Source organism: Paenibacillus sp. GCM10012306, from assembly GCF_042649265.1.
Taxonomy (GTDB): Bacteria; Bacillota; Bacilli; order Paenibacillales; family Paenibacillaceae; genus Paenibacillus_AQ.
Genome location: NZ_JBHRYW010000019.1, coordinates 40194 through 63377 on the forward strand (window position 1 = coordinate 40194; position 23184 = coordinate 63377).

The window sequence follows — 23184 nt, forward strand, 5'->3', positions numbered from 1 at the left end:
AGGACCTACCGGCCATTTCGATGGCGGGCAGGTCCTTTTTTTGATCGCTGGAGTGCCTAGAGGCACGCATTATATAAAACGCTCTCTAATATCGATACAGGTTGAGGTTTGAGCAAAGATTTTGAAATAAGGGCAAATTTGTATCTTATTTCTTGGGGAAATTCAATTTAGTGGTAATTAAGTGCATTTTTGTACCTTAATTTTACAATATATCTCTTCTGGAGGTGTATCTAGCTTATTTAAGGTACAATTTTGCCACTAATTGCCGATAAAGTGCATTTTGATCAGAATTAAGGTGCAAAAATGCTCCTATTTGCTTTTGTTCTGAAGAGAATGAGGCATCGTGTGCAGAAATCTAGCAGATTCGAATTGGAAATGAGTAGCTCGCGCTCCAAAACAGATTGGAACACAACCAACCTACTCCTTAATAAGGCTGCCAAGCCAGTTTGCTGGCGGCATCGAAGCGCTCGGATACGTAAGGCCAGTTCACCACGTTCCACCAGTCCTTGATATAGTCGTCACGCTTGTTTTGGTGCTTCAGATAGTAAGCATGCTCCCATACATCCAAGACAAGCAGCGGAATGACATCCCATTGGGACAGATTTTGGTGCTTCTCGGCGGTTAAAATCTCCAGTCTATGGCTGCGTGGACTCCACACAAGGATGGCCCAGCCACCACCTTCTACCTTATTAGCTGCTTGGCTGAACTGCTGCTTGAAGCTGTCGTAGCTACCGAAGCTTTGCTCAATGGCATCCATTAGTGGTCCGGTTGGACGCCCGCCGCCCTGTGGAGACATTACGTTCCAGAAGATGGTGTGCAGGTAGTGTCCAGCCCCGTTAAAGGCCAGCTCCCGTTCCCAATGCTTCACCAGGTCGAAATTACCGCTTTTACGGGCTTGGGCTAGTTTGGTTTCGGCAGTGTTCAGGCCATCCACGTAGCTTTGATGGTGTTTGTCGTGGTGAATCCGCATCGTTTTCTCATCAATATAGGGTTCTAGCGCGTTGTATGCATAAGGCAGAGGCGGTAGACGGTGGCCACCAATCGGAACAGCAGATAGTTCGCGTGACTCCTGTAGCGAATACGGACTATCCTGTCCTGCAAAATAACCTTGCTCCACTGCATAGTCATTTTCTGCTGCAAAATCCTGTTCTGCTGACCGTTGCTCCGAATCAGCTAAGTCGCTCAGCACATACTCAGCCTGTTCCGCTGAATAGTTGTTTTCCGCGAGAAAATCCTGCTCTCTTGGCCGTTCCTCGGAATCTGTTAAGCCGCTCAGCACATACTCGCTCTGCTCTGCTGAATAGTTATTTTCCGCGAGAAAATCCTGTTCTGCTAACCGCTCTTCTGGAGCTGCCAAGCCGCTCAGCGCATACTCGCGCATCAATCCCTCAAGTTGCCCCGGCGCATTCAAAGTCTGCAGGACGGCTAGGAAGTATTCCGATTCGCGGATGATATGTAGCAGGACGACGGTTGCCAGTGGAACGGCCTTGACTGCAGCACTGCCCTCCATAATGGCATAGAGCTGTCTTATAAATTCGGTAGATTGTGCACTGGCTACACGTAGTAGCTGTTCAGTCTCGTTGATCAAAGCCCATTGATTCCCATGAGCCGGAGTAGAAAGAGCAGACTCCAACAGATGTCTGGCAGCTTCCTCGGTAGCTCCGAAAACAACAGCCCATTCATCGAGCAGTTTCACATAGGGTTGTTCCAGATTGGGAACGATGGCCTTGATAACCTCGGTATGCTCCTTCTCCTGAGTCTTCCAAAATACGATTTCTTCCAGAATGCGTACTGGCAGCATCGGTCCGTATACATATAGCATTACCTGTTCAAACCTCCCGTGATATGACTTCACCGATACATTTATATGAGTAGAGTAGACAGCTTATGAGCTTGGCGGAGCGGCAAATATTTAAGGTGGAATGATGGGAGAACGGAGAACATGAGAGAATATGGGGAGAGCTTGGAGGCATCAGGAGGAGAACTAGAGGGAAAGTTTGGAAATAATATGAAAAAGAGTCTGAAGAAGAGCTTGGAGATGACTTGAAGGAGAGTGTGAAGGAGAGTTTGAAGGCACCGGGAGAAGAGCGTGAAGAGTTTGGAAAGAGCTTGGAGATGACTTGAAGAAGAGTGTGAAGGAGATTTCGGAGAACAGCCAGGAGAAGATCTTGAAGGGGGTTCTTTTTGGGGAATGGTTAGAGTGAGGTGATTCAGATTGGTCTACCTTTGTTGAGTTTCAGAATTTGAGTATTCTGCAAAATGGTAAGTCTGTAATGCGTCTGGCTAACCCTGGCTAATCTCACACAAAAGAAAAGCCTCCTGCCGGCAGCATTTCTGCATATCCGGGAAGAAGGCTTACGTAACATTTATGGGTGGATAACGGAAGGTTTATAGCATGACTAAGATAGTCTATGAAACATTAATGCTATGAATAAAATGCAAGCCAACGCTGGCAATAATCTGAGCTATGAAAATAGCTAAGGTTTTACAACGGTGGATTGCTCAATCTCTTTTGCTTCCGCCAACTGTACGTTGCCCAGGAATGCAGATACCCGACGTAAGTATTCGCGTGGATGCTCCCGGAACAGTAATTCATGGTGGCTGCCCTCTACAATCCAGGATTCAGAGTAAGGGTTACTCTGGTTCGCGGCAAGCTCCTCGGCAATCGGATAAGGCGCCTTGTCATCCTTGGTTCCGTGCATGAACAGGATCGGGAACGGATAATCCTCTGATTTTACTTTGGCGTAGGGAATCTGATTCAGGCCAGTTCCGTTCAGCACTGGGAACAGCAGCTCCATAATTTCCAGAGAGGGATGGCGCGGCAGATTTATATTTTGTTTGATATTATGATACAGCGTGTCCGGCTCCAGTAGGAAGGTGCTATCGAGAATCATGGCATCGACATCCTTCGTAACCAGTCCTGCTTGGAGAGCTGTTCCAGCTCCCATGGAGAAGCCCCAGACGACAATCTGCTGCGCGCCTTTCTCCTTGGCGAATTGAATGGCACCTAGAAGCTGTTGGGATTCTTTTTTACCACCAGTAGCGATATCCTTGTTGACCTGTGAAGCAAATCCATAATCGAACATGACAACATTAAAGTTCAGGCGATGGGCGTAATGCGCAAGATCATACATAGGCACCCAGGATTCCTCGCGATTGGCGCCATAGCCATGGCTAAACACGATGGTCTTAGTAGACCCTTCAGCGGGAATGTACCAGCCTTGCATGATGCGACTATTATCCAGTGCCGGGAAGGTTACATCCTCATATTTCAGACCCTTGGCGATCAAAGGGTTGGAATAGAGGGGGGCAACTGTAGGATTGGACAACACCCAAGCAATATAGCCATGCAGCGAGATGAAGCAGAACACGAAAAAGAAGAACACCGAAAGTAGTAATGCTACAATAACATGTTTAAGGCGAATCATACCCAGTGACAATGTTGGCGGCGTATCAGGTTTGCGTTCTATAGGCTGGCGGGGGACCGGCGTGCCGGTACGGGCTGTAGTCAAATCCATGATGGTCACCCTCCTAATCTTTATGACAGATACAAGTGTGAAAAGTCTTACGTATTAGCGTCTTTCTACTTATATATATCGTATGATCATGATTTATCAAAGTCAATGAAATCAACGGTTTTGTAATGCAACTGTAAAGTGGAACCCAGCCTTTTCCGTGTGCTGAATGTGCTGGATTTCCGTAGGGTTTTGCTCTAAGATAGAATTGATATATTTAATAATGTAACCGAGTTTCATTTAATGAAACAAAAGGGGAGATTAAGGTGGAGGACCGCAAACTGACGGTGCGTGCCGTAGAACGGGCGCTTGATATATTGCTCTGCTTTACGAAGGAGAACGAACTGGGATTGACAGAGATCGCAGGGCAGATTGGTCTACATAAAAGTACGGTACATCGACTGCTGACAACACTGGAGGAAAAAGGGTTCCTGACTCGTAATGCGGCGACGGAGAAATACCGTCTTGGCATTCGCGTGTGGGAGCTATCGACTCATCTCCCAGCGTACGATGAGTCGGCAGCTCTGCTGCTACCGGCTATGGAGCGGCTGCGGGACCGGCTGGGCGAGACGGTCAGCTTGTACTTGCGCGACGGTCTGGAGCGCGTGCGTATTCAGGCTGTGCAGAGCCAGCAGGCCATCCGCCGGGTGGCTCAGATTGGCGCTCGACTGCCCCTGTCAGTCGGCGCTTCCAGCAAGGTGCTGGCGGCCTATGCGCCGCCGGAGGTGCTGCAGTCGCTGCTGGAGGGCCCCGGCTGGCCCGACTATGTGGAGCGTGATGCCTATAAGCATCAGCTCCAGGAGGTTATGAAGTTGGGCTACGCGACGAGCTTCGAGGAGCGCGAGCCTGGCGCGGCGGCGGTAGCCGTGCCAGTGGTGGGACGCAGCGGCACTGTCGTAGCCGCGCTGTCCGTGTCCGGGCCAGTCAGCCGTCTCTCGGAGGAGACGCTGCTGGATTATGCCGCCGTCCTCCATGAGACGGCGGCGGAGATGGGCTTGATGCTGCCATAAGCTGTGGCGGCAGCATCAAGCCCTGCAAGCTGGCAGCGCCTCTGGGAGGCGCTAGCCGCGCAGAAGCTCTAGCTGCCCGCATAAGCGCGGTCAGCGCCTAATGTCTGGCCTGCCTAGGCGCATCGCGTCCAGCGTCTGCTGTCTGCGCCAGCTAGGCGCACCGCGTCCAGCGTCTGCTGTCTGCGCCAGCTAGGTGTATCGCGGTCAGCGCCTGGTGTCTGCGCCAGCCTAGGCGCATCGCGGTCAGCGCCTGATGTCTGGCCTGCCTAGGCGCACCGCGGCTGGCTCAGACTGCACCCTGCCGCGTTCGATATCTGCGGCAGCACATGAAAAGGTTGTTCCAAGTGTTTTGGAACAACCTTTTTGTCTCTCTTATGAGCGACTACCTTCGGTTTGGAAAGCAGAAACCAGAAAGCAGAAAACAGAAAGTATACAAGCCGAACAAAAGAAATTAACCAAAAACGAAGATGAGCGAACGAGCGGATGTGGAAGTTAGGAACTGCAGGATTGAGAGAAAGCGGTCGCCTGAAAGCTGTCATAGGAAAGCCAGCGCCCGAACATAGACTATCGATAGATTTCAACCACTAAAAGCAGTCAATTTCCCCTTCACCAGTCGTCTTAACATTGAGAAAAAAGAGTCACCTCCCCAACTAAGGGCATTTTTGTACCTTATTTTTCTTCAATATAGGCAAATGAGGGAAATAAGGGCGTTATTGTATCTTAATTTTCGAAAAAGCACGCTGGACGGGGTATTCTGGAAGATTTAAGGTACAATTTTGCACTTAATCTCCACTAACCCTTAGCTGCAGAGAATTTAAGGTACAAAAATGCCATTAATTACACTTCAATACTACTTATAAGCTCTCTGTTAACAACGAGCCACGAAACGCTGAGCTGCAAGCTACAATCAACGATCCACGAACTACGATCGATGATCCACGGGCTACGATCCGCGTTCCACGATCTATATGAGCTCTCTGTTAACGACGATCCACGGAACGACGATCCACGGAACGACGATCCACGGAACGACGATCCACGGAACGACGATCCACGGAACGACGATCCACTAGCTACGATCCACGATCCATGAACTACGAACAACGGAGCCACGATCCCCCAACCCCAACCCCAACCCCAACCCCAACCCCAATCATTTCACGTCCAATCATACAAAAAAGGATGTCCCCAGCGCCTATGGCTCAAGGGACATCCTCTGTTTAAACGTTCAGGTTATTCAACCGGAAGGGCGCTGTCTGTAGTTGCATCGGCCAGCATCTGGCGGAGTACAGTTTGCAGAATGCCGCCATTGCGGTAGTAGTCGATATCTACGGTACTGTCGAGACGTGCGTTGACAGGGAATTCAAAGTGGGTGCCGTCTTCGCGGGTAGCGGTGACGGTCAACTCTTGCCCTGGTAGTACATTGTTGTCAAGGCCGGTAATGTTGAAGGTCTCGCGTCCGGTCAAGCCCAGGCTGCTCCAGCTTTGACCTTGCTGGAATTGCAATGGCAGTACGCCCATGCCGACAAGGTTGCTGCGGTGAATCCGCTCAAAGCTCTCAGCGATGACGGCTTTGACGCCCAGCAGCAAGGTGCCTTTGGCGGCCCAGTCGCGGGAGCTGCCTGTGCCGTACTCTTTTCCGGCAATGACAACGAGATTCTGTCCAGCGGACTGATACAGCATGGAAGCGTCATAGATAGACATAACCTCTTCGCTTGGTAAGAAGGTAGTTACCCCGCCTTCTGTACCAGGAGCAACGGCGTTGCGGATACGAATGTTGGCGAACGTTCCGCGCATCATCACTTCATGGTTACCACGGCGTGAGCCGTAGGAGTTGAAGTCTGCACGTTCTACGCCGTGATCGCGCAGGTACTCGCCTGCCGGACCGTTCGTAGAGATGTTACCTGCTGGAGAGATATGGTCTGTTGTAACAGAGTCGCCCAGCAGCGCCAGAACGCGTGCGTTGTTAATATTATCGATATCACCAAGGCCATCGGCCAGATTCTCGAAGAACGGAGGGTTCTGAATGTAGGTGGAGTTGTCGTCCCACTCATACAGTTCGCCTTCTGGAACTGGAATCGAATTCCAGCGTTCGTTCGCGGTGAATACATTTTCGTATTTACGACGGAACATTTCCGGGCTCAAGGAGAGGCCGATCGCTTCGCGGATTTCCGCGGAAGTAGGCCAGATATCCTTCAGGAAGACAGGCTCGCCTTGTGGATCGTATCCCAGCGGCTCATTTTGCAGATCAATGTCCACCGTACCTGCCAGCGCGTAAGCAACAACCAGCGGAGGGGAAGCCAGATAGTTAGCTTTAACCTGAGCATGGACACGGCCTTCAAAGTTCCGGTTACCCGAAATAACAGCGGCTACCGTCATATCGTTGTCGGCAATTGCTTCGCTGACTTCATCCGGCAGTGGACCGGAGTTACCGATACAGGTTGCACAACCATATCCAGCTACGTGGAAGCCAAGGGATTCCAGCGGTTTCAGCAGATCTGCTTTTTGCAGGTACTCTGTAACTACCAGTGAGCCTGGGGTCAAGCTGCTCTTAACGTAGCCCGGCTTGGTCAGACCGCGTTCCACGGCTTTCTTCGCCAAGAGTCCCGCACCTAACATAACGCTTGGGTTGGAAGTGTTCGTACAGCTAGTGATCGCTGCGATTACAACTGCACCAGTGCGCAGCTTGCTAGTCGAGCCGTTCTTATGCTGTATGTCCACAACCTGGTTGATTTTTTCGTCGCTGAGGCCATATCCACCCTTGTCTACAGGGGTGCGGATAATGCTCTCAAAGCTTTCTTTCATATTCGTCAGTTCCACACGGTCTTGCGGACGTTTTGGTCCGGCCAAGCTTGGTACAACCGAAGCCAGATCTAGTTCAATGACATCGCTGAACTGAGGGTCTGGTGTTTCTGCGGTGCGGAACATGCCTTGTGCTTTATAGTAGGATTCCACCAGTGCCACCAGATCATCAGGACGACCGGTGCTGCGGAGGTAAGTCAGTGTCTCATCATCGACAGGGAAGAAACCGATCGTTGCACCGTATTCTGGAGCCATGTTGGCTACCGTAGCGCGGTCTGCGAGACTGATGTTCGCCAGGCCAGGGCCGTAGAATTCTACGAATTTGCCGACTACGCCCTTTTTACGGAGCATCTCGGTTACAGTCAATGCCAGGTCAGTTGCAGTAGCGCCTTCTACGAGACTACCGGTAAGCTTGAAGCCCACAACATCTGGTGTAACGAAATAAAGCGGTTGACCGAGCATACCAGCTTCAGCCTCAATACCACCAACGCCCCAGCCCACTACACCAAGACCATTGATCATGGTAGTGTGGGAGTCCGTTCCTACAAGAGAATCCGGATAAACTACGGTTTCGCCATCTTGGGTCTTCGTAGCGGCTACAGAAGCCAGATACTCCAGATTCACCTGATGGACAATCCCTGTTGCAGGAGGAACCGCGCGGAAGTTATTGAATGCCGTCTGCGCCCAGCGCAGGAAGCGGTAGCGCTCTTCATTACGCTGGAATTCAACGTTCATATTGTATTCCAAGGCATCAGGTGTGCCGAAGGCATCAACCATAACAGAGTGGTCGATGACCAGGTCTACCGGTACGAGCGGATTGATCTTCTTGGGATCGCCGCCGGCTTTTTTAACAGTATCCCGCATGGCTGCCAGGTCTACGACTACCGGTACACCGGTGAAGTCCTGCAGTACGATCCGAGCAGGGATAAAAGGGATTTCTTTGTTCCGGTCAATACCGCCAGCCCAGCCGGCCAGCTGCTTCACATGCTCTTCCGTGATTGCTCGTCCGTCGAATTGTCGAACTGCAGCCTCAAGCAATACTTTGATGGAAAAAGGCAGGGAAGAAATGTCGCCCAGTCCTTGTTGTTGAAGGGAATTAAGGTCGTAGTAGCGATACGTTTTGCCGCCCGACTCCAGAGTACGGGCCAGCGAAAAATGATCCTTGCTTGGCATTAAATGCGCCTCCTTGTTTCATCTGTTGAAACTCCATTTCATATATTGCATCTCCTTTAAGTATAACGTTTACAAGGAGGGGAGTAAAGTTTTTTTTCCTCCTTTTTGATGGGAATACCGCCCGATTTCTCCCCCCTGTAACCAAGTGCGAAATGGAGTAGATCTGTATAGGAGCGCATTTTCCTTCATATACATAGGACAGCAGCCAAATAGGGGAGAAGGGGCGGGAGTAGAATGGAGCAGGATTGGAAACGAAGTCTGTATGTCTATGTGGATGAGCTGAACAAAGACCGAGTGGAGCCGGGGGCTCTGCCACGGTTTTCAGTGGTGAGAGATCAGCGCTTTCGGATACAGCAGGGAGAACGCTCCCGCAGGTTGGCGGAATGGTATGCCGGCAGAGGCATCACACCGTTGCGTGGAGAGACAGGGGTCAAGACCTTAAAAGTCGTGCATCAATCTCCGAGTGAAGTCATTGCAGAGGTGGTGCTGCACAGTGCACTTTATTACGAGAAAGGTGGCATGAGGCATCGTGAGGATGCGGTAGAGTCAGAGCGCTTGATTTTTGTGCAGGACGGGAGTTGGGAGATTGCTGCAGTGGAGCGGCGTATTCTAGAGAGGAATGCCAAACAATATATCGAAGCGGAACCGGATGGGAGAGTCTCCAAGTGGGGTGAGGTTCTGCCTGCCGCCCAGCCCTCGCAGCCGCTCCTTAACAAGAATATACTAGGGGGAAATTCCGGCTCTAAAGAGATTCGTTACAACCGTGAGGCAGCTGTAGCTTACGCTGATCGTTGGTGGAAGGAAGGGAACCCGGAATACGAAAACTTCGAAGTGGATTGCACGAATTATGTCTCCCAATGTCTCTTTGCAGGGGGGGCGCCTTTCAACTATACTGGTAAAAGAGAAACGGGCTGGTGGTACAAAGGGTACACTGGAAGCCAGGAATGGTGGAGCTTCAGTTGGGCTGTGTCGGACAGCCTGCAGCGTTATTTGGGCGCCAGCCGCAGCAGCGGCCTGCGTGCTGAAGAGGTAGAGCGGGCAGAGCAGCTTCAGCCGGGAGATGTTATCTTCTATGACTGGGACGGCAATGGTCGCTACCAGCACAGTACGTTCGTTACGGCGCTCGATGCGGGCGGCATGCCGCTGGTGAATGCACGTACGGTCAGCAGCCGCCATCGGTATTGGGATTATCGCGATTCCTATGCGTGGACCGACAAGACGGCCTACCGTTTTTTTCATATTAATGACTATTTATAATTCGGAAAGAGGTTATTGAAGTATGGGGAATGCAAAATTGACCGTTGGTCTGGTATACGGCGGCAAATCCGGTGAGCATGAGGTGTCGCTGCAGACGGCTTTTGCAGTCATGAATGCTTTTGATTACGATAAATATGAGATTCTACCTTTTTATATTACGAAGCAGGGATTGTGGAAGGTAGGCGAGACGCTGACAGCGCCTTTTGCGCAGATTGAGCACCTTAAGCTTGCTGAGGCGTCTTCTGATTCAGGCACTGCGATGAGCGCTATATTCAGCGGTCTTTCCGGCGAGGCGTCAGCGGTGGACGTGATGTTCCCAATGCTGCACGGCACCTATGGGGAAGATGGGACGATCCAGGGCCTGTTCGAGATTGCGAACATTCCTTATATCGGGGCTGGAGTTTTGGCCTCGGCGGCGGGCATGGACAAGGTCGTGATGAAGAAGCTGTTCGCTGAAGCCGGACTGGACCAGTGTGAGTACTGCTATTTCAACGTCAGCTCGTGGAAAAGCAGAAGTCATGAGCTGATTGTGGATGTGGAGGATAAGCTGGGCTACCCAGTGTTCGTTAAGCCAGCCAATCTTGGGTCTAGCGTGGGCATTTCCAAAGCGGAAGATCAGGAAAGTCTGATCAAGGCTATCGAGTATGCTTTCCGGTATGATACGAAGGTCATTATTGAAGAATTCGTGGATGCTCGTGAGCTGGAGGTTGGCGTGCTGGGTAACGAAGAGCCTGAAGCCTCCGTTCCGGGTGAAATTGTTTCTTCCGGTGAATATTATGATTATGCTGCCAAATACATTGACGGCAAGTCACAAATGCTGATTCCGGCACCGGTTGATCCCGATATTGCTGACCGACTCAGAGATTCGGCGCTGGTGGCCTTCAAGGCTATTGAAGGAAGTGGGATTACGCGGGCGGACTTCTTCGTGCGTAGGTCTGACGGCAAAATTATGATCAATGAAGTGAACACGATGCCGGGCTTCACGCCTTTCAGTATGTATCCGCTGCTGTGGCGTGAGACCGGCGTATCCTATAGAGCGCTGCTGGATCGTATGATTGAGTTGGCGCTGGAGCGCTACAATTTCAAGCAAAACCTGAAATACGACAACGAATAATACCAGATGGCCAAGCGCCAGGCGGGATCATCCCGGCCGGAGAGGAGAAAGAAGGATGGGCTTTCAATCAGAATTCAATTCGGTATGCAAATTCAAAAGTGAACAAGAACTTTATGAGCTGCTGGAGTATGGTCGCACCAAGATGGTAAAGCAAGGATTTCGCGTCTATCCGACCGGGCAAAAGGTCATCGCCTACACCCCGGAGAATGTTGCTGTAGCGATTGTCAAAATTTCAGCTTCCATCGCCGAGATCAATTTTCAGGGACATGAGGTCACTGCGGTGGAGATGGATCTCGTCCGTAAACTGAATGAGGAAGAATCAAGGGTGCAGACTGCGCTCGCTTATGAAATGTTCTTTGGAGAAGAGAAATGATTGTACGGTTTGGATATGTGGCGATGTCCACAGTTATTCCCGATTGTTCACCCTCCAAGACGATGACAATGGCTTCATTTAAAAAGCTGGAAGATCGCGAAGCGGCACTTGCCCGCCTAGAGAGCATTACTCGAACGAATTTGCACAATACGCTGCGTCTGCTGAAACATAACAATGGTTCCGATATCAAATTATACCGGATGACCTCGAAGCTGGTCCCGCTGGCAACGCATCCTGATCTCCAGGATTGGAAGCCGCTGGCGGCGCTGGCGGATGCGTTCGCTGAAGTAGGAGACTATGTGAAAGGTCATGGGATGAGGGTATCCTTTCATCCGGATCATTTCACGGTACTGAGTACGCCGCGGCCAGAGGTGCTGGTGAATTCCATCCGGGATCTCCAGCATCATACCGATATGCTGCATGCGATGGGGCTGCCGGCAACGTCCAAGAACAACATTCACATCGGTGGAGCCTATGGGGACAAGCCTACGGCGGCAGCACGGTTTGAAGATCATTTCCGCGACCTTCCATTGGAACTGCAGGAACGTATCACACTGGAAAATGACGATAAGACCTTCAACGCCAAGGAGACACTGGCAGTCAGCCAGCATCTCGGACTTCCCATGGTGCTGGATATTCACCATCAGTGGGTGAACAATGAAGGGGAACTCCCGTGGGAACTGTGGCCCGACATTCTGAAGACCTGGCAGACACCGCTTGCCCTGAAGGATGTACTTCCTGGGGAGCATTTGCCGCCCAAAATTCATGTGTCGAGTCCTCGTAGTCCCTCCGATCCGCGCAGTCATGCCGACGGGGTAGAGCCTGTGCCGCTGCTTGCCTTCTTGCAGCGCATCGCTGCCGATACACCTGCTGTGGATGTGATGATTGAAGCCAAGCTGAAAGACGGCGCGCTTTTTGGACTGATGGAAGCTATGAAGGAAGCCGCAGAGGCTGACCACAGAATAACTGTATTAGACGGGGCCAGCGTTAATATTGAACCATAAACAGTGATAAACCGGGTGATATAGCCGGAACACAGGCCTGCCCATGACTTGATAAGTCTCCGGAAATAAGGTACGTTGGTTAAAACCAAATGCCCGGGAAGTCTCTTGCCGTTAGCTATACTTTTAGTGCAGGGGATTCCGGCCCGGAAATGACGATTATGTTCAAGAAAGCGGAGTGAAATGATGAATCCTTTAAATCCTAATAGCCGAAATGAACGGGAACCCTATGTCGTAACCAGCAAGGGACACACGGCCGTAGCCATTAATGCTGCCGCCAAGGCAGGAGAATGGATCAAGAGCAGACAGGGCCAGGTGAAAGAGCTTGGTACCAAAACCTCTGCGCAGGATCTGGTCACAGAAGTGGACAAGGGCGTGGAGCAGATGATCCGCAGGCTGATCCTGACTCATTATCCGGACCATGCCATCCTTGGTGAAGAGGGAGTAGAGCCGGGGGCTGCCGCCGCCGCTGCTGCTCTTGAAGAAGCGCGTGAGCATGAATATCTGTGGATTGTGGATCCGGTGGACGGCACCACTAACTTTGTACACGGCTTTCCGTTTTACTGTGTGTCGATTGCACTGGCCGTTCGGGGAGAACTGACCGTTGGCGTGATTTATGATCCGACCCGTGATGAAATGTTCGTCGCTGAAAAAGGCAAGGGCGCATATATACACGGGATTCGCGCTTCCGTCTCGGAAGAGAATGAACTGGCCGGCAGCTTGCTAGCCATGGGCTTCCCGCCGGATCGCGAGTTTGCGCAGCCAGCGAACATGGCCGGTCTGCAGCAGCTGCTGCCGCAGATCAGGGGCATACGTGCCGGTGGCTCGGCAGCACTGCATCTTGCCTACGTGGCAGCAGGCAGAGTCGATGCTTACTGGGAAGTGGGGCTTAACCCATGGGATTGCGCGGCCGGTGTGCTGCTTGTCTTGGAATCTGGTGGTAAGGTCACGGATACTCGTGGGCACGCTTATGATATCGGTACTCGCCATGTTGTGGCGAGCAATGGCCGTATTCATGATGCGTTGATTGCTTCGCTGACAGCTGGGGAAGCTACAGGATATCAGTCATAAGGAGGAATCCAATAAGACCATGAGCGGCAATGAGGATTTGGAGCGCAAGCTGAGTGAACTGCTGGAAGATGGCGAGATGGAGCAGAGTGAACGCTCTGCTAAGGAACTTCGGCAAATCTCACCCAAGTATGAGATTCGTATCCAGACTACGCTGGACCCCATTGTGGAGGAGACAAGGCGTTATCGCAAGATTGGCCGAGAATTGGATGACCGTTATGATAAGTATATGGAGCGCGCTGGAGAACCATCGGGTCCAACGAGTAGCTCTGCTAACAAACAGAGTTCAAATCCCGACAGGAAACAGCAATAGAATAGCTATCTTCTTACTAAAGAGCGGTTCTTCGTTTAACGGGGGACCGCTCTTTTGCGTGGGTACCGGGGATGGTAGAATAGAGTCAGAACGAAATAGGGAGGAATACGATGCTGAAAGTTTGGAAGAAGATAACAGCTGCTGGTATGGGTAGTCTGCTGCTGCTATCACTATGGGCAGGGGCTGCCGGGTCAGTACACGCTGCCGGAGAGGCAGCTGCAGCGCAAGGGAACGGACAGGAAACCTTCCGCATCGTGGCATTGGGAGACTCCATAACGGCCGGATATGAGCCGGGAATGACGAACCCGAACGTGAAGCCTTATGGATATGCGGAGAGATTGTTAGAGCAGGGCTGGTATCATGGCCGGAGCACTCTCGCCAATTACGGTATCCTCGGACTAACTACTGCGGGCCTGAGTCACTATACAGAGGCGCTCAAAGCGGGGACGGTCAGCACACCGGAGGCAATTCAGGCAGGTCTTCCTGATCCTAGAATCGCTACCTTCGCAGCAGAGATCCCGCAAGCGGCCAAGGAACTCGCCGCAGCGAATCTTATCACGATTACAATCGGCGGGAATGACTTAAGCAGCTTGTTCTTGAAGGTCAAGGAACTGACAGATGCGGAATTTGAGACACAGCTTGATCAGAAATTGGCCGATTACAGTGCCAATCTGAAGGTCATTCTGGAGAATATCCGGGTGGTGAATCCGGGGGCTAAGATTCTCCTTGCCGATCAGTATCAGCCGGCACCCAAGATTGCCGTTGGTCAGTCCTACACGAAACTGATGAGTGCAGCAGACCGCCTCACAGCCGCTGCTGAAGCTGTGGCAGGTACAGCCAGTCAGAGCAGTGCACCGGTGCTGGTCGCTCATGTAGCCAAGCAGTTTGCTGGTGCGGAATTCTCATTGACCCATATTATCAGTGGTGACACACCGGACTTTCACCCGACACAGCTAGGGTACGAGAAGATCGCTACAGTGTTCGCAGAACTGCAGTGGGGTGCATACCGTACACCAACGGTAGCCGCTACGACTGCCGCAGTTGCACCTATGAATATTGTGGTGAAGGGTGTGGAATTGAATACCCCGAGCAAGCCTATACTCAAGAACGGTCAGAACTTCCTGGCTCTGAAGGATATCCTGAATGCTGTAGGGGCATCCGGGAAATGGGATAATAAAACAGCGAGTGCAACGATTCTATTGGGTGACAGAACGGTTGTCGTTACGATTGGATCGAAGACGATTAAGGTTAATGGGCAGGATGTAGCGATTGATACCCCTGCTTTTCTCCAGAAGGTTGGCAAGGAAGACAAAACTTATCTTCCATTAGCTGCATTAGCTACCGGCCTTGGATTTGAAGTGAATTACAGCGGCCAGCTGCGGACGGCTTTCATAAATCCGTAAGGATGCATACAGTACTTATATATATCTAAATCAAGCCCGTAAGGAAAAGGTGGATGAAATTGTTGTCTAATGCAAAATTTACTGCCGACTATATTATTCGGATGGACGATATTGTTCGGGAAGGAGATCCAGTGCTTCGTGAGGTGACTCAGCCGGTGGAGCTTCCTTTGCAGGAAGCCGATCGTGAGGCGATGCAATGCATGATGCAGTTCCTGAAGAACAGCCAGAATCCGGAAACTGCGGCTAAATACAAGCTACGTTCCGGTGTGGGGCTTTCTGCCAATCAAATTGGGCTGTCAAAGCGGATATTCGTCATGCTTGCAACCGATGAGAAAGGGCGCACAGTAGAGCAAATTTGGGTGAATCCCAAGATCATCAGCCATTCCATGGCTATGGTGTATTTGCCTGAGAGTGAGGGCTGTCTGTCAGTAGATCGTCCAGTACACGGCTTTGTGCCGAGATATGAGTCTGTGAAGGTCAAAGGTTATGATGCCAGCGGCAAAGAGATTGTTGCCCGCTACAAAGGCTATCACGCAATCGTGGTCCAGCATGAGATGGATCATCTGGATGGCATCATGTTCTATGACCGGATTAACAAAGAGAACCCGTTCAAGCTTCCACAGGGTGTGGAGATCCACAGTCTGTATGAGTAGGCTACCAGGTAGGCTTATTTTTGACAAAAGCGCGTAAAAAGAATGGCTTTCGTCCTTCCTTGCAGGGGGATGAAAGCCATTTTTTTGTGATGAAACGGTATTCCAAATACTGGGTTGCAATATGCTATACTGTCATTATTATGACTGAGACAAGGAGGTTGTGGCCATGGGCTGGAGTGAATTCCGGGCAATACCGAATCATTACAATGAGGAAGTCAGAACTATAGATGAGCATATTCTGGGACTGGTGCAGAGGCGGAGAGAGCTAGCTGGAGGGAAATGGACCATTCCCGCTCCTGAGCAGATGCAAGTCTTCGCGGAGCAGTTTGGTCTGAAATTAGAGCAGGTTGCGATGCTTCTGAGCGGGCTGAATGAAAGGGTCCAGCCCGTTCATTGGCCGGAAGAGGAAGAAGTGCTGGGTGTACTGCCAATTATGCAAAAATCGACACAAGATCAATGCGAATATAGTTTGACCCATGCGATGCAGTATGCAAGCTATAGTCTCGTTACGGTAGAGATTAAATATCGCCAAGAAGAAGCCGAGGATGTGCAGCTCCAGCCCAACTTGACGTTGGCTGTTATCGGTGACTCGGAGTATACAGTGCAAAGGCATGGAAGTAGAGGCGGCGGAACCCATGCCCAGCTCCAGTTTGTTGTCATCCCTGCGCTGCCGAATGAACTGAACGGAGTAGTGTTCTCACTGGTGCCGGAGGCGATGTTCCTGGAGCGTAAACTCAGGGAAATCAATCTGAACCGTCAGGTGGATTTTTATCCCTCCGTCTGATTAACCCGAAGGAGGATAAGGTAGCAGGCGGGCTGGGAACTGGACGGTAGTATTTAATCCAAATAGAAACGGCTTTGCCGTCCTCTAAGGGACGGTATCCGTTTCAGCGAGGAATAGAAGGATAATTTATAGCGTGGAATACATAAATTCTTATATTTTAAAAAAGCCGCTGGGGAACGAAATGTTCCCAGCGGCTTTTAATATTATGGCTTATATGAGTTTCACGTACTGATGAAGCTTCTTACAGATCACCCGCTGCCATGGCGGCAAAGGAGGCTTCGGCAGCTTCCAGGGTAGCATCGATATCGGCATCGGTATGGGCGGTGGTCAGGAACCAGGCCTCATACTTGGATGGCGCGAGATTAATGCCGCGGTTCAGCATGTGCCGGAAGAAGCTGGCGAACATTTCTCCGTCCGTATCTTGCGCTTCTTCGTAATCGGTGACCGGGTGATTGCAAAAATGAGTCGAGAACGCACCACGGATACGGTTAATCGTCAGCGGAATACCATGGCGGTCCGCCGAAGCCTGCAGGCCCTCAGTTAGACGGATGGCAAGGCGCTCCATTTCTTCATAGACGCCTTCCGCGCTTAACACTTCAAGACAGGCGATGCCAGCTGAGATGGAAGCTGGATTCCCCGCCATTGTCCCTGCTTGGTAAGCAGGACCGAGTGGAGCTACCTGCTCCATGATATGCTTGCGTCCACCATAAGCACCGATTGGCAGGCCACCGCCGATGATTTTGCCAAGCGCCGTCAAGTCAGGTGTGATCTCTTCATGATTATCGAGGCCGGCATAGGTTTGGGTAGAGCCGTAATGGAAGCGGAAAGCCGTGATTACTTCGTCGTAGATGACGAGCGAGCCATTGTCATGGGCCTGCTTGCACAGTCCTTCCAGGAAGCCTGGCTTCGGCATGACCATACCGAAATTGCCGACAATCGGTTCGACCATAACGGCGGCCACATCGTCACCCCAGGTCGCAAGGGCTTCGCGCAGTCCGTCCAGATCATTGAACGGAACGGTAATGACCTCCTGCGCCAGACTGACAGGAATACCGGCGCTGTCTGGGATACCCAGTGTGGAAGGGCCGGAGCCGGCGGCAACGAGCACCAGATCGGAGTGACCGTGATAACAGCCGGCGAACTTGATGATCTTATTGCGCTTCGTATAGGCGCGAGCCACGCGGATCGTGGTCATGACGGCTTCGGTGCCGGAATTGACGAACCGTACTTTGTCCATCGAAGGGATGGATTCTTTAAGCATTTTGGCTAGCTTGATTTCTAGCTGGGTTGGTGTGCCGTAAAGGATGCCGTTCTCGGCAGCTTGGGTGATAGCTGCGGTAATGTGAGGGTGGGCATGGCCGGTAATAATCGGGCCGTAAGCAGCCAGATAGTCTATGTAACGGTTATTGTCTTCATCCCAGAAATGTGCGCCACTGGCCCGCTTCATGAATACAGGGGCACCACCGCCGACGGCTTTGAAGGAACGGGAGGGACTGTTGACGCCTCCTACGATATGCTGAAGGGCTTCCTCATAAAGTTGCTCTGATGTGGAACGGTTCATTATTAATCATCCTTTCGTCTTCTTCCATAGGCAAGGGAACGGGCGAGCAGCGTTTATGTCCGCTGTTCGCCCGTCCGTGATCATGCCCAGGGGGTTAATTTATAGTCTTCCGTGCCCATAACGTAACTATGGGGTTGCGGAGGCATTGCTACTCGTGCCGGTCTCTGGTGAAGGAGAGGGCTCAGGACCATTCAGTGTATCCTGTACAAATTTCTTGAGCTTGTTATTACTGCTGATTCCGATAACGGCCGATCCATTACTGGTCTGATCTTCCTTGAGCAAATTCATCGGTGGGATTTGCGCACTGCCGCCAATGCTGCTGTCGTAGCCTACGCTCGCCAGCTTCGCCATATCGCTCAGTGCCAGATTGGTATCGATATACGGACTAACATCGGACAGAATGGACGGCAGCTTGAAGAGTGTGGTGGTACTTTTCAGCTTGTCGGCTACGACCTTCAGGAAGGCCCGCTGACGTTCAGTTCGGGTGAAGTCAGAGGTGGCATCATGACGGAAGCGGACGTACTGCAAGGCCTTGTTGCCGTCCAGGTGCTGAAACCCCTTTTTCAGATCGATATCGTATTCGGGTCCGTCGGCAATCGTCTTGTAGACCATATCCTTCTCCACTTCGTAATCCACGCCGCCTACCGCATCCACCAGCTTGATGAAGCCCTGGAAATCGGTGTAGACATAATATTGAATCGGGATGCCCAGCAGATCGCCTACTGTCTGCATTGCCGTGTTGGGTCCATAAATAATCGCTGCGTTGATACGCTGCTTACCGTGATCCGGAATAGATACATACGTATCGCGGAGAATAGAGAAGACAGTGATCTTCTTCTTCAACGGATCAAGAGAAGCGACAAGCATCGTGTCCGAGCGGGGGACTTCGCCTTTCTTCACCCCACGGGCATCCACACCCATGAGCAGAATATTGACGGGTTCTGTGCCCTCCCATTTGGGGGGATCAGGCGTGTTGGTATCTACCGTTTCTGCATTTTGAAAAGGTGAATTCTCATTATCCTTTTGGAAATTGCCCAGCTCATTGGCGATGGAAGTGAAGTAGTATACAGCACCGCCGATGATTAGAAGAAGTATTATAGCCAGAGTCCAAAGCAGTGGTTTCTTAGTTTTACCGGCCTTTGCGTGCCGTTTCCTTCTTGGTGGCATTTCTCGTTCTTCCTTTCGCATTCGCATTCTCTACATTATAATTTCTTTTGGGAATACGCGCAATTTGGTAATAATTATCCTAATAAAATGAAGGTGTGAAAAAACATGAATAATATTGGAATAGAAGTGGGACAAGTCGCCCCGGATTTTACGTTGCCTGCCTCGAATGGGGAACAAGTCCGTCTGAGTCAATATCTAGGACATAAGGTTATTCTATATTTTTACCCGAAAAATATGACAACCGCCTGCACGCAGGAAGCCTGCGATTTCCGGGACGCTCATGAGCGGATTGCGGCTAATGGCGCAGTGGTGCTGGGAATCAGTACAGATAACTTAACCTCGCATACTAAATTTGTTGCCAAGTACGACTTGCCTTTCTTGTTGCTCTCGGATGAGAAGCATGCTGTTAGTGAACTTTATGGCGTATGGCAGCTAAAAAAATTGTATGGCAAGGAATATATGGGTATCGTGCGTTCGACCTTTCTGATTGATGAGAATGGAATCATTGTAGAGGCGTGGAATAAGGTTCGGGTTAAAGGGCATGTGGAGGCAACTCTGGAGCAGCTTGGATAGGGATGTAAAAGGATTAATTTACATAAGAAGTGCCATGCTCGTTTAAATTAAAGATAAGCATTCGTCGGGTCGTCCATGTGAAGTGGGCGGCTTTTTTGTAGATAAAACAACCATTTCAGAAAATTTCAGCAAGTAGTTGACGGGAAAATACGTAAAGAGTAGAATAGTTCGCATGCGAAGTATTTAATTTTAAAGATACTGGAGGGGAAGGCTGTGGAGGAGAACGAGCAGCGGCAGCAACTGGATGAGATTATTTCTTCCTTTCGCCGGATCAGTCATGCTTTTCAGCAGCTGCTTTGGAAAGACGCTGAGGAACTTGATATTACGCCTACCCAGCTGATGGTCTTGCGTAAGATCTCTGCACATCCTTCTATTGGAATCACTGAGCTTGCAGAGCTATTGCACCTCGGAAATAGTTCGGCCAGTGGAGTCGTGGACCGGATGGTGAAGGCCGGTTTGTTAACACGCGAGCGGTCGGAGAGTGACCGGCGGATTTTCCAAGTGTCACTGACTGACAAGGGCAATGAGATTATGGAGAAAAGCAAAGCCTCACTCAGAAGATATCTGATGCCACTGGCAGACATCCCGACCGAGGATGCAAGTGAGCTGCTGCGTTTACATGGTCAAATCGTGCAAATATTAGAACAAGGGAGAGACAAAAAGAAATTATGAGTACAATAACTGCTAATGCTACGGCAGGCAAAGCTATACGCAGAGGTCCGATTATCGCGGCGCTCTTGATTGGCGCATTCGTTGCGTTGCTTAATCAGACGCTGATGAACGTGGCGCTGCCGAAAATTATGGAGGATCTGAATATTCTGGCCAATACGGCCCAGTGGCTGACGACCGGTTTTATGCTTGTTAACGGTGTACTGGTACCGGTCAGCGCGTATCTGGTGGAGAAGTTTACGACTCGCCAGCTGTTTATTACGGCAATGGTTCTTTTTTCAATAGGTACGCTGGTGTGCGGTGTCGGCACCGGCTTTGAGATGATATTGGTCGGCAGACTGATTCAGGCTGTCGGTGCAGGAGTTCTGATGCCGCTGATGAATATTGTGTTCCTGCGCATCTTCCCGATTGAAGAACGCGGCAAGGCGATGGGCTTAATGGCGGTGGCGATGATTTTTGCCCCGGCTGTCGGTCCTACACTGTCCGGTTGGGTTGTGCAGAACTACTCTTGGCGGGTGCTGTTCTTTATCGTCTTGCCACTGGCTATTTTCTCCACGCTGCTGGGTGCGAAGACGATGCAAAATGTAGGGAAGGTCACTTCTCCTTCACTGGATAAATTAGGTGTCATTCTGTCCACACTCGGCTTCGGCGGTCTACTCTACGGCTTTAGTGACGCGGGAACAGACGGCTGGGGCAGCACCACGGTTATCGTGTGCCTAATTCTGGGTGCAGTTTCCCTGGCGTTGTTTGTATGGCGTCAACTGAAGATCGACAAGCCGATGCTGGAGTTTCGAATTTTCCGTTATAACATGTTTACACTAACCACCATCATCAATATTATCATTACGATGGCGATGTACTCCGGTATGATTCTGTTGCCGATTTATCTCCAGACAATTCGCGGCTTTACGCCGATGGAATCCGGGCTGCTGCTGCTGCCGGGTGCGATTCTGATGGGAATCATGTCGCCGATTACGGGGATTATTTTCGATAAGATCGGTGCCAGATGGCTTGCGGTTATTGGTCTAATTATTACTACAATCACGACTTATGAATTTAGCCATCTTACAGATTCCACCACATACACATACCTTATCCTGACGTATACCGCGCGGATGTTCGGGATGTCTATGCTAATGATGCCGATTGTCACTGCGGGTCTGAATCAGCTTCCACAGCGTCTGAATTCGCACGGTTCTGCGATGTCCAACACGCTGCGTACAATTGGCGGCGCGATGGGGATAGCTGTGTTCGTCAGCTTGATGACCAATCGTACGAAGAGTACAATTACGGACGCTTTGGTCAGTGGAGCGGTCTCCAAGACTGATAAAGTTGCCATGCTGAAGCTCTCGCAGGAAGCCACCATTAACGGCATTAACCATGCCTTTATTATAGCTACCTGGGTGACTGTTGCTGCCTTGGTATTATCCTTCTTTATTAAGAAAACTAGTCCACAGCCGGATTTTCTGAAAACAGAGGTTGAAGCTGAGACTAAGGCTGAGGCTAAGTAATACGGATTCTCTGAATGCATTAAAGAAAGGGCTGTTCTCACCAAGATGGTGGGAGCAGCCCTTCTTGTATTTCTGATACTGATTCTTTGCTGTATTTACCAGAGCATTCGCCTGAGCGTTACAATTCTACACTATCCTACTCAGCCCTGCTCAATCCTGCTCAACATACTTGGCAGCAATTTCTGCCGCGAGCCTCCCGAGTTTATGCCGAATGGATTCCGGTTCCAGCACCTCGACAGATGTGCCGAAAGCAAGCAGGAAGCCATAGAGCCAGCTATCCTCAGGATAGTGGATCGTTACGAAGTACCCTCCATTGCCATCAGGCTGCAGCTCGGTAGCATCAAAGCGGTCCTCGGCCAGATGTCTGCCCTCAGCAGAAAAATGTAGTACGCACGGGACGGGGCTGCCCTCTCTCTGCCAATCCCCCGCCCAAGGTAGTTCCTCCAGGGGAAGATCCTCTCTTGTATAGGTCCGCGTTTCCTTCACCAGTGACTTCATCCGTAGTAGCTTGAAGAGCCGGAAATCCTGCCGCAGCCCGCAAATACCATATAAATACCAGACCTGCCCCTTCAGCACCAACGTGTAAGGCTCGACAGAGCGCCAAGTGATGCGACCCTCGGCATCCACATATTCAAACGAGACCGCCACGCTCTCTTCCAGAGCTTCTTTAAGGAGCGTCAAGCGTTCTTCCAAAGGTCCTTTCAGTCCGCGTGGTGAAAAGTCCACGATGAGTTGGGTGGTCTTGCTGCGGAAGGCGGCCGATTGGGAGGGCGGAATCACGCTGCTGATTTTCTCCATGAGCAAGGTATGTTCACTACCACCGGAAGATGAGACACCTTGCAGCGCGGTAAAAATATCAGCCAGCTCCTGATCAGTCAGCACGTTGCGGTCAAGGCGGTAACCTTCCATCAGGCTGATCCCACCGCCGGCCCCCTGAGTGGTAAGCACCGGAATGCCGGCAGCGTTGATCGTATCAATATCACGGTAAATGGTGCGTACAGACACTTCGAACATGTCAGCCAGCTCTTTAGCTTGAATGTGGCGCCTGTTAAGCAGGAGGATGACGATAGAGAGCAAACGGTCTATTTTCATTATAAATCTCACTTTCAAGAGGTTATCGTGCAGTGCTTATCTTCATTTTATCAAAATAAAACGAGTAAACCTATTGCGTGTTGTCTATATATTAGATTAGTATCTAATTAGATATTTATTTAATTAAAGAGGTGAGGATGAAAAT

At 50.8% G+C, this 23184-nt stretch carries 20 protein-coding genes; 13 read left to right on the forward strand and 7 right to left on the reverse strand.

All coding sequences use genetic code 11. The features are described 5' to 3' along the window. Positions 1-424: 424 nt before the first annotated feature. Both ACFORK_RS27205 and ACFORK_RS27210 read right to left on the reverse strand, forming a co-directional pair. Positions 425-1822 carry a Fe-Mn family superoxide dismutase gene (locus tag ACFORK_RS27205; RefSeq protein ID WP_379205064.1) on the reverse strand — a complete coding sequence of 466 codons (1398 nt, stop codon included), beginning with the start codon at positions 1820-1822 and terminating at the stop codon, positions 425-427. Positions 1823-2477: 655 nt separating this feature from the next. After that, complete coding sequence (locus ACFORK_RS27210) at positions 2478-3518, reverse strand: alpha/beta hydrolase (protein WP_379205067.1); 1041 nt, start codon at positions 3516-3518, stop codon at positions 2478-2480. A 263-nt stretch (positions 3519-3781) separates the two neighbouring features. Between ACFORK_RS27210 and ACFORK_RS27215 the strand changes: the two genes are divergently transcribed. Further along, positions 3782-4525, forward strand: coding sequence for an IclR family transcriptional regulator (locus ACFORK_RS27215; protein ID WP_379205069.1), 744 nt, complete (start codon positions 3782-3784; stop codon positions 4523-4525). 837 nt (positions 4526-5362) lie between these two features. Here the strand turns inward: ACFORK_RS27215 and ACFORK_RS27220 are convergent. Together ACFORK_RS27220 and acnA are read right to left on the reverse strand one after the other, a co-directional pair. Then, positions 5363-5638 carry a pentapeptide repeat-containing protein gene (locus ACFORK_RS27220; protein WP_379205072.1) on the reverse strand — a complete coding sequence of 92 codons (276 nt, stop codon included), beginning with the start codon at positions 5636-5638 and terminating at the stop codon, positions 5363-5365. A gap of 120 nt (positions 5639-5758) precedes the next feature. After that, positions 5759-8500, reverse strand: coding sequence for an aconitate hydratase AcnA (gene acnA / locus ACFORK_RS27225; RefSeq protein WP_379205074.1), 2742 nt, complete (start codon positions 8498-8500; stop codon positions 5759-5761). Between the two features lie 234 nt (positions 8501-8734). Here acnA and ACFORK_RS27230 point away from each other — a divergent pair, with 234 nt between their 5' ends. The 9 genes from ACFORK_RS27230 to ACFORK_RS27270 all read left to right on the forward strand — a co-directional run bounded on the left by ACFORK_RS27230 (position 8735) and on the right by ACFORK_RS27270 (position 16466). Next, positions 8735-9757: an amidase domain-containing protein gene (locus tag ACFORK_RS27230; protein ID WP_379205076.1), complete on the forward strand. Its 1023-nt coding sequence runs from the start codon at positions 8735-8737 to the stop codon at positions 9755-9757. Between the two features lie 22 nt (positions 9758-9779). Continuing rightward, positions 9780-10871, forward strand: a complete 1092-nt coding sequence (locus tag ACFORK_RS27235; RefSeq protein ID WP_379205078.1) for a D-alanine--D-alanine ligase — start codon at positions 9780-9782, stop codon at positions 10869-10871. A gap of 55 nt (positions 10872-10926) precedes the next feature. Next, positions 10927-11244 carry a hypothetical protein gene (locus ACFORK_RS27240; protein WP_066374462.1) on the forward strand — a complete coding sequence of 106 codons (318 nt, stop codon included), beginning with the start codon at positions 10927-10929 and terminating at the stop codon, positions 11242-11244. Then, positions 11241-12248, forward strand: a complete 1008-nt coding sequence (uvsE, locus tag ACFORK_RS27245; protein ID WP_379205081.1) for a UV DNA damage repair endonuclease UvsE — start codon at positions 11241-11243, stop codon at positions 12246-12248. The genes ACFORK_RS27240 and uvsE overlap by 4 nt, the downstream gene beginning before the upstream one ends. Positions 12249-12431: 183 nt before the next feature. Next, positions 12432-13316 (forward strand): inositol monophosphatase family protein, encoded by an 885-nt coding sequence (locus ACFORK_RS27250; protein ID WP_379205129.1) that lies wholly within the window; start codon positions 12432-12434, stop codon positions 13314-13316. A gap of 19 nt (positions 13317-13335) precedes the next feature. After that, positions 13336-13626, forward strand: coding sequence for a hypothetical protein (locus ACFORK_RS27255; RefSeq protein ID WP_379205083.1), 291 nt, complete (start codon positions 13336-13338; stop codon positions 13624-13626). Positions 13627-13736: 110 nt separating this feature from the next. Next, positions 13737-15029: a stalk domain-containing protein gene (locus tag ACFORK_RS27260; protein ID WP_379205085.1), complete on the forward strand. Its 1293-nt coding sequence runs from the start codon at positions 13737-13739 to the stop codon at positions 15027-15029. Positions 15030-15130: 101 nt separating this feature from the next. Continuing rightward, positions 15131-15682: a peptide deformylase gene (def, locus tag ACFORK_RS27265; RefSeq protein WP_379205131.1), complete on the forward strand. Its 552-nt coding sequence runs from the start codon at positions 15131-15133 to the stop codon at positions 15680-15682. A 166-nt stretch (positions 15683-15848) separates the two neighbouring features. Then, positions 15849-16466 carry a hypothetical protein gene (locus tag ACFORK_RS27270; protein WP_379205087.1) on the forward strand — a complete coding sequence of 206 codons (618 nt, stop codon included), beginning with the start codon at positions 15849-15851 and terminating at the stop codon, positions 16464-16466. Between the two features lie 241 nt (positions 16467-16707). On the opposite strand, the gene ACFORK_RS27275 is transcribed toward ACFORK_RS27270, so the two are convergent. Continuing rightward, complete coding sequence (locus ACFORK_RS27275) at positions 16708-18027, reverse strand: glutamate-1-semialdehyde 2,1-aminomutase (RefSeq protein WP_379205089.1); 1320 nt, start codon at positions 18025-18027, stop codon at positions 16708-16710. 126 nt (positions 18028-18153) lie between these two features. Then, a complete protein-coding gene (locus ACFORK_RS27280; protein ID WP_379205091.1) occupies positions 18154-19194 on the reverse strand; it encodes an LCP family protein in 1041 nt (346 codons plus the stop codon). 114 nt (positions 19195-19308) lie between these two features. Here ACFORK_RS27280 and bcp point away from each other — a divergent pair, with 114 nt between their 5' ends. The 3 genes from bcp to ACFORK_RS27295 all read left to right on the forward strand — a co-directional run bounded on the left by bcp (position 19309) and on the right by ACFORK_RS27295 (position 21947). Further along, positions 19309-19767: a thioredoxin-dependent thiol peroxidase gene (gene bcp / locus ACFORK_RS27285; RefSeq protein ID WP_379205133.1), complete on the forward strand. Its 459-nt coding sequence runs from the start codon at positions 19309-19311 to the stop codon at positions 19765-19767. Positions 19768-19980: 213 nt separating this feature from the next. After that, positions 19981-20439 (forward strand): MarR family winged helix-turn-helix transcriptional regulator, encoded by a 459-nt coding sequence (locus ACFORK_RS27290; protein WP_379205093.1) that lies wholly within the window; start codon positions 19981-19983, stop codon positions 20437-20439. Beyond that, positions 20436-21947 (forward strand): DHA2 family efflux MFS transporter permease subunit, encoded by a 1512-nt coding sequence (locus tag ACFORK_RS27295; protein WP_379205096.1) that lies wholly within the window; start codon positions 20436-20438, stop codon positions 21945-21947. Before ACFORK_RS27290 ends, ACFORK_RS27295 begins: the two co-directional genes overlap by 4 nt. A gap of 150 nt (positions 21948-22097) precedes the next feature. On the opposite strand, the gene ACFORK_RS27300 is transcribed toward ACFORK_RS27295, so the two are convergent. Further along, positions 22098-23039, reverse strand: a complete 942-nt coding sequence (locus ACFORK_RS27300; protein WP_379205098.1) for a helix-turn-helix transcriptional regulator — start codon at positions 23037-23039, stop codon at positions 22098-22100. Between the last annotated feature and the right edge of the window lie 145 nt (positions 23040-23184).

Bases quoted from the DNA above. Each gene is read 5' to 3' on its own strand.
- ACFORK_RS27205 (WP_379205064.1), bottom strand. From the start codon at position 1,822: ATGCTATATGTATACGGACCGATGCTGCCAGTACGCATTCTGGAAGAA.
- ACFORK_RS27210 (WP_379205067.1), bottom strand. From the start codon at position 3,518: ATGGATTTGACTACAGCCCGTACCGGCACGCCGGTCCCCCGCCAGCCT.
- acnA (WP_379205074.1), bottom strand. From the start codon at position 8,500: ATGCCAAGCAAGGATCATTTTTCGCTGGCCCGTACTCTGGAGTCGGGC.
- ACFORK_RS27230 (WP_379205076.1), top strand. From the start codon at position 8,735: ATGGAGCAGGATTGGAAACGAAGTCTGTATGTCTATGTGGATGAGCTG.
- ACFORK_RS27235 (WP_379205078.1), top strand. From the start codon at position 9,780: ATGGGGAATGCAAAATTGACCGTTGGTCTGGTATACGGCGGCAAATCC.
- ACFORK_RS27240 (WP_066374462.1), top strand. From the start codon at position 10,927: ATGGGCTTTCAATCAGAATTCAATTCGGTATGCAAATTCAAAAGTGAA.
- uvsE (WP_379205081.1), top strand. From the start codon at position 11,241: ATGATTGTACGGTTTGGATATGTGGCGATGTCCACAGTTATTCCCGAT.
- ACFORK_RS27250 (WP_379205129.1), top strand. From the start codon at position 12,432: ATGAATCCTTTAAATCCTAATAGCCGAAATGAACGGGAACCCTATGTC.
- ACFORK_RS27255 (WP_379205083.1), top strand. From the start codon at position 13,336: ATGAGCGGCAATGAGGATTTGGAGCGCAAGCTGAGTGAACTGCTGGAA.
- ACFORK_RS27260 (WP_379205085.1), top strand. From the start codon at position 13,737: ATGCTGAAAGTTTGGAAGAAGATAACAGCTGCTGGTATGGGTAGTCTG.
- def (WP_379205131.1), top strand. From the start codon at position 15,131: ATGGACGATATTGTTCGGGAAGGAGATCCAGTGCTTCGTGAGGTGACT.
- ACFORK_RS27270 (WP_379205087.1), top strand. From the start codon at position 15,849: ATGGGCTGGAGTGAATTCCGGGCAATACCGAATCATTACAATGAGGAA.
- ACFORK_RS27275 (WP_379205089.1), bottom strand. From the start codon at position 18,027: ATGAACCGTTCCACATCAGAGCAACTTTATGAGGAAGCCCTTCAGCAT.
- ACFORK_RS27280 (WP_379205091.1), bottom strand. From the start codon at position 19,194: ATGCCACCAAGAAGGAAACGGCACGCAAAGGCCGGTAAAACTAAGAAA.
- ACFORK_RS27295 (WP_379205096.1), top strand. From the start codon at position 20,436: ATGAGTACAATAACTGCTAATGCTACGGCAGGCAAAGCTATACGCAGA.
- ACFORK_RS27300 (WP_379205098.1), bottom strand. From the start codon at position 23,039: ATGAAAATAGACCGTTTGCTCTCTATCGTCATCCTCCTGCTTAACAGG.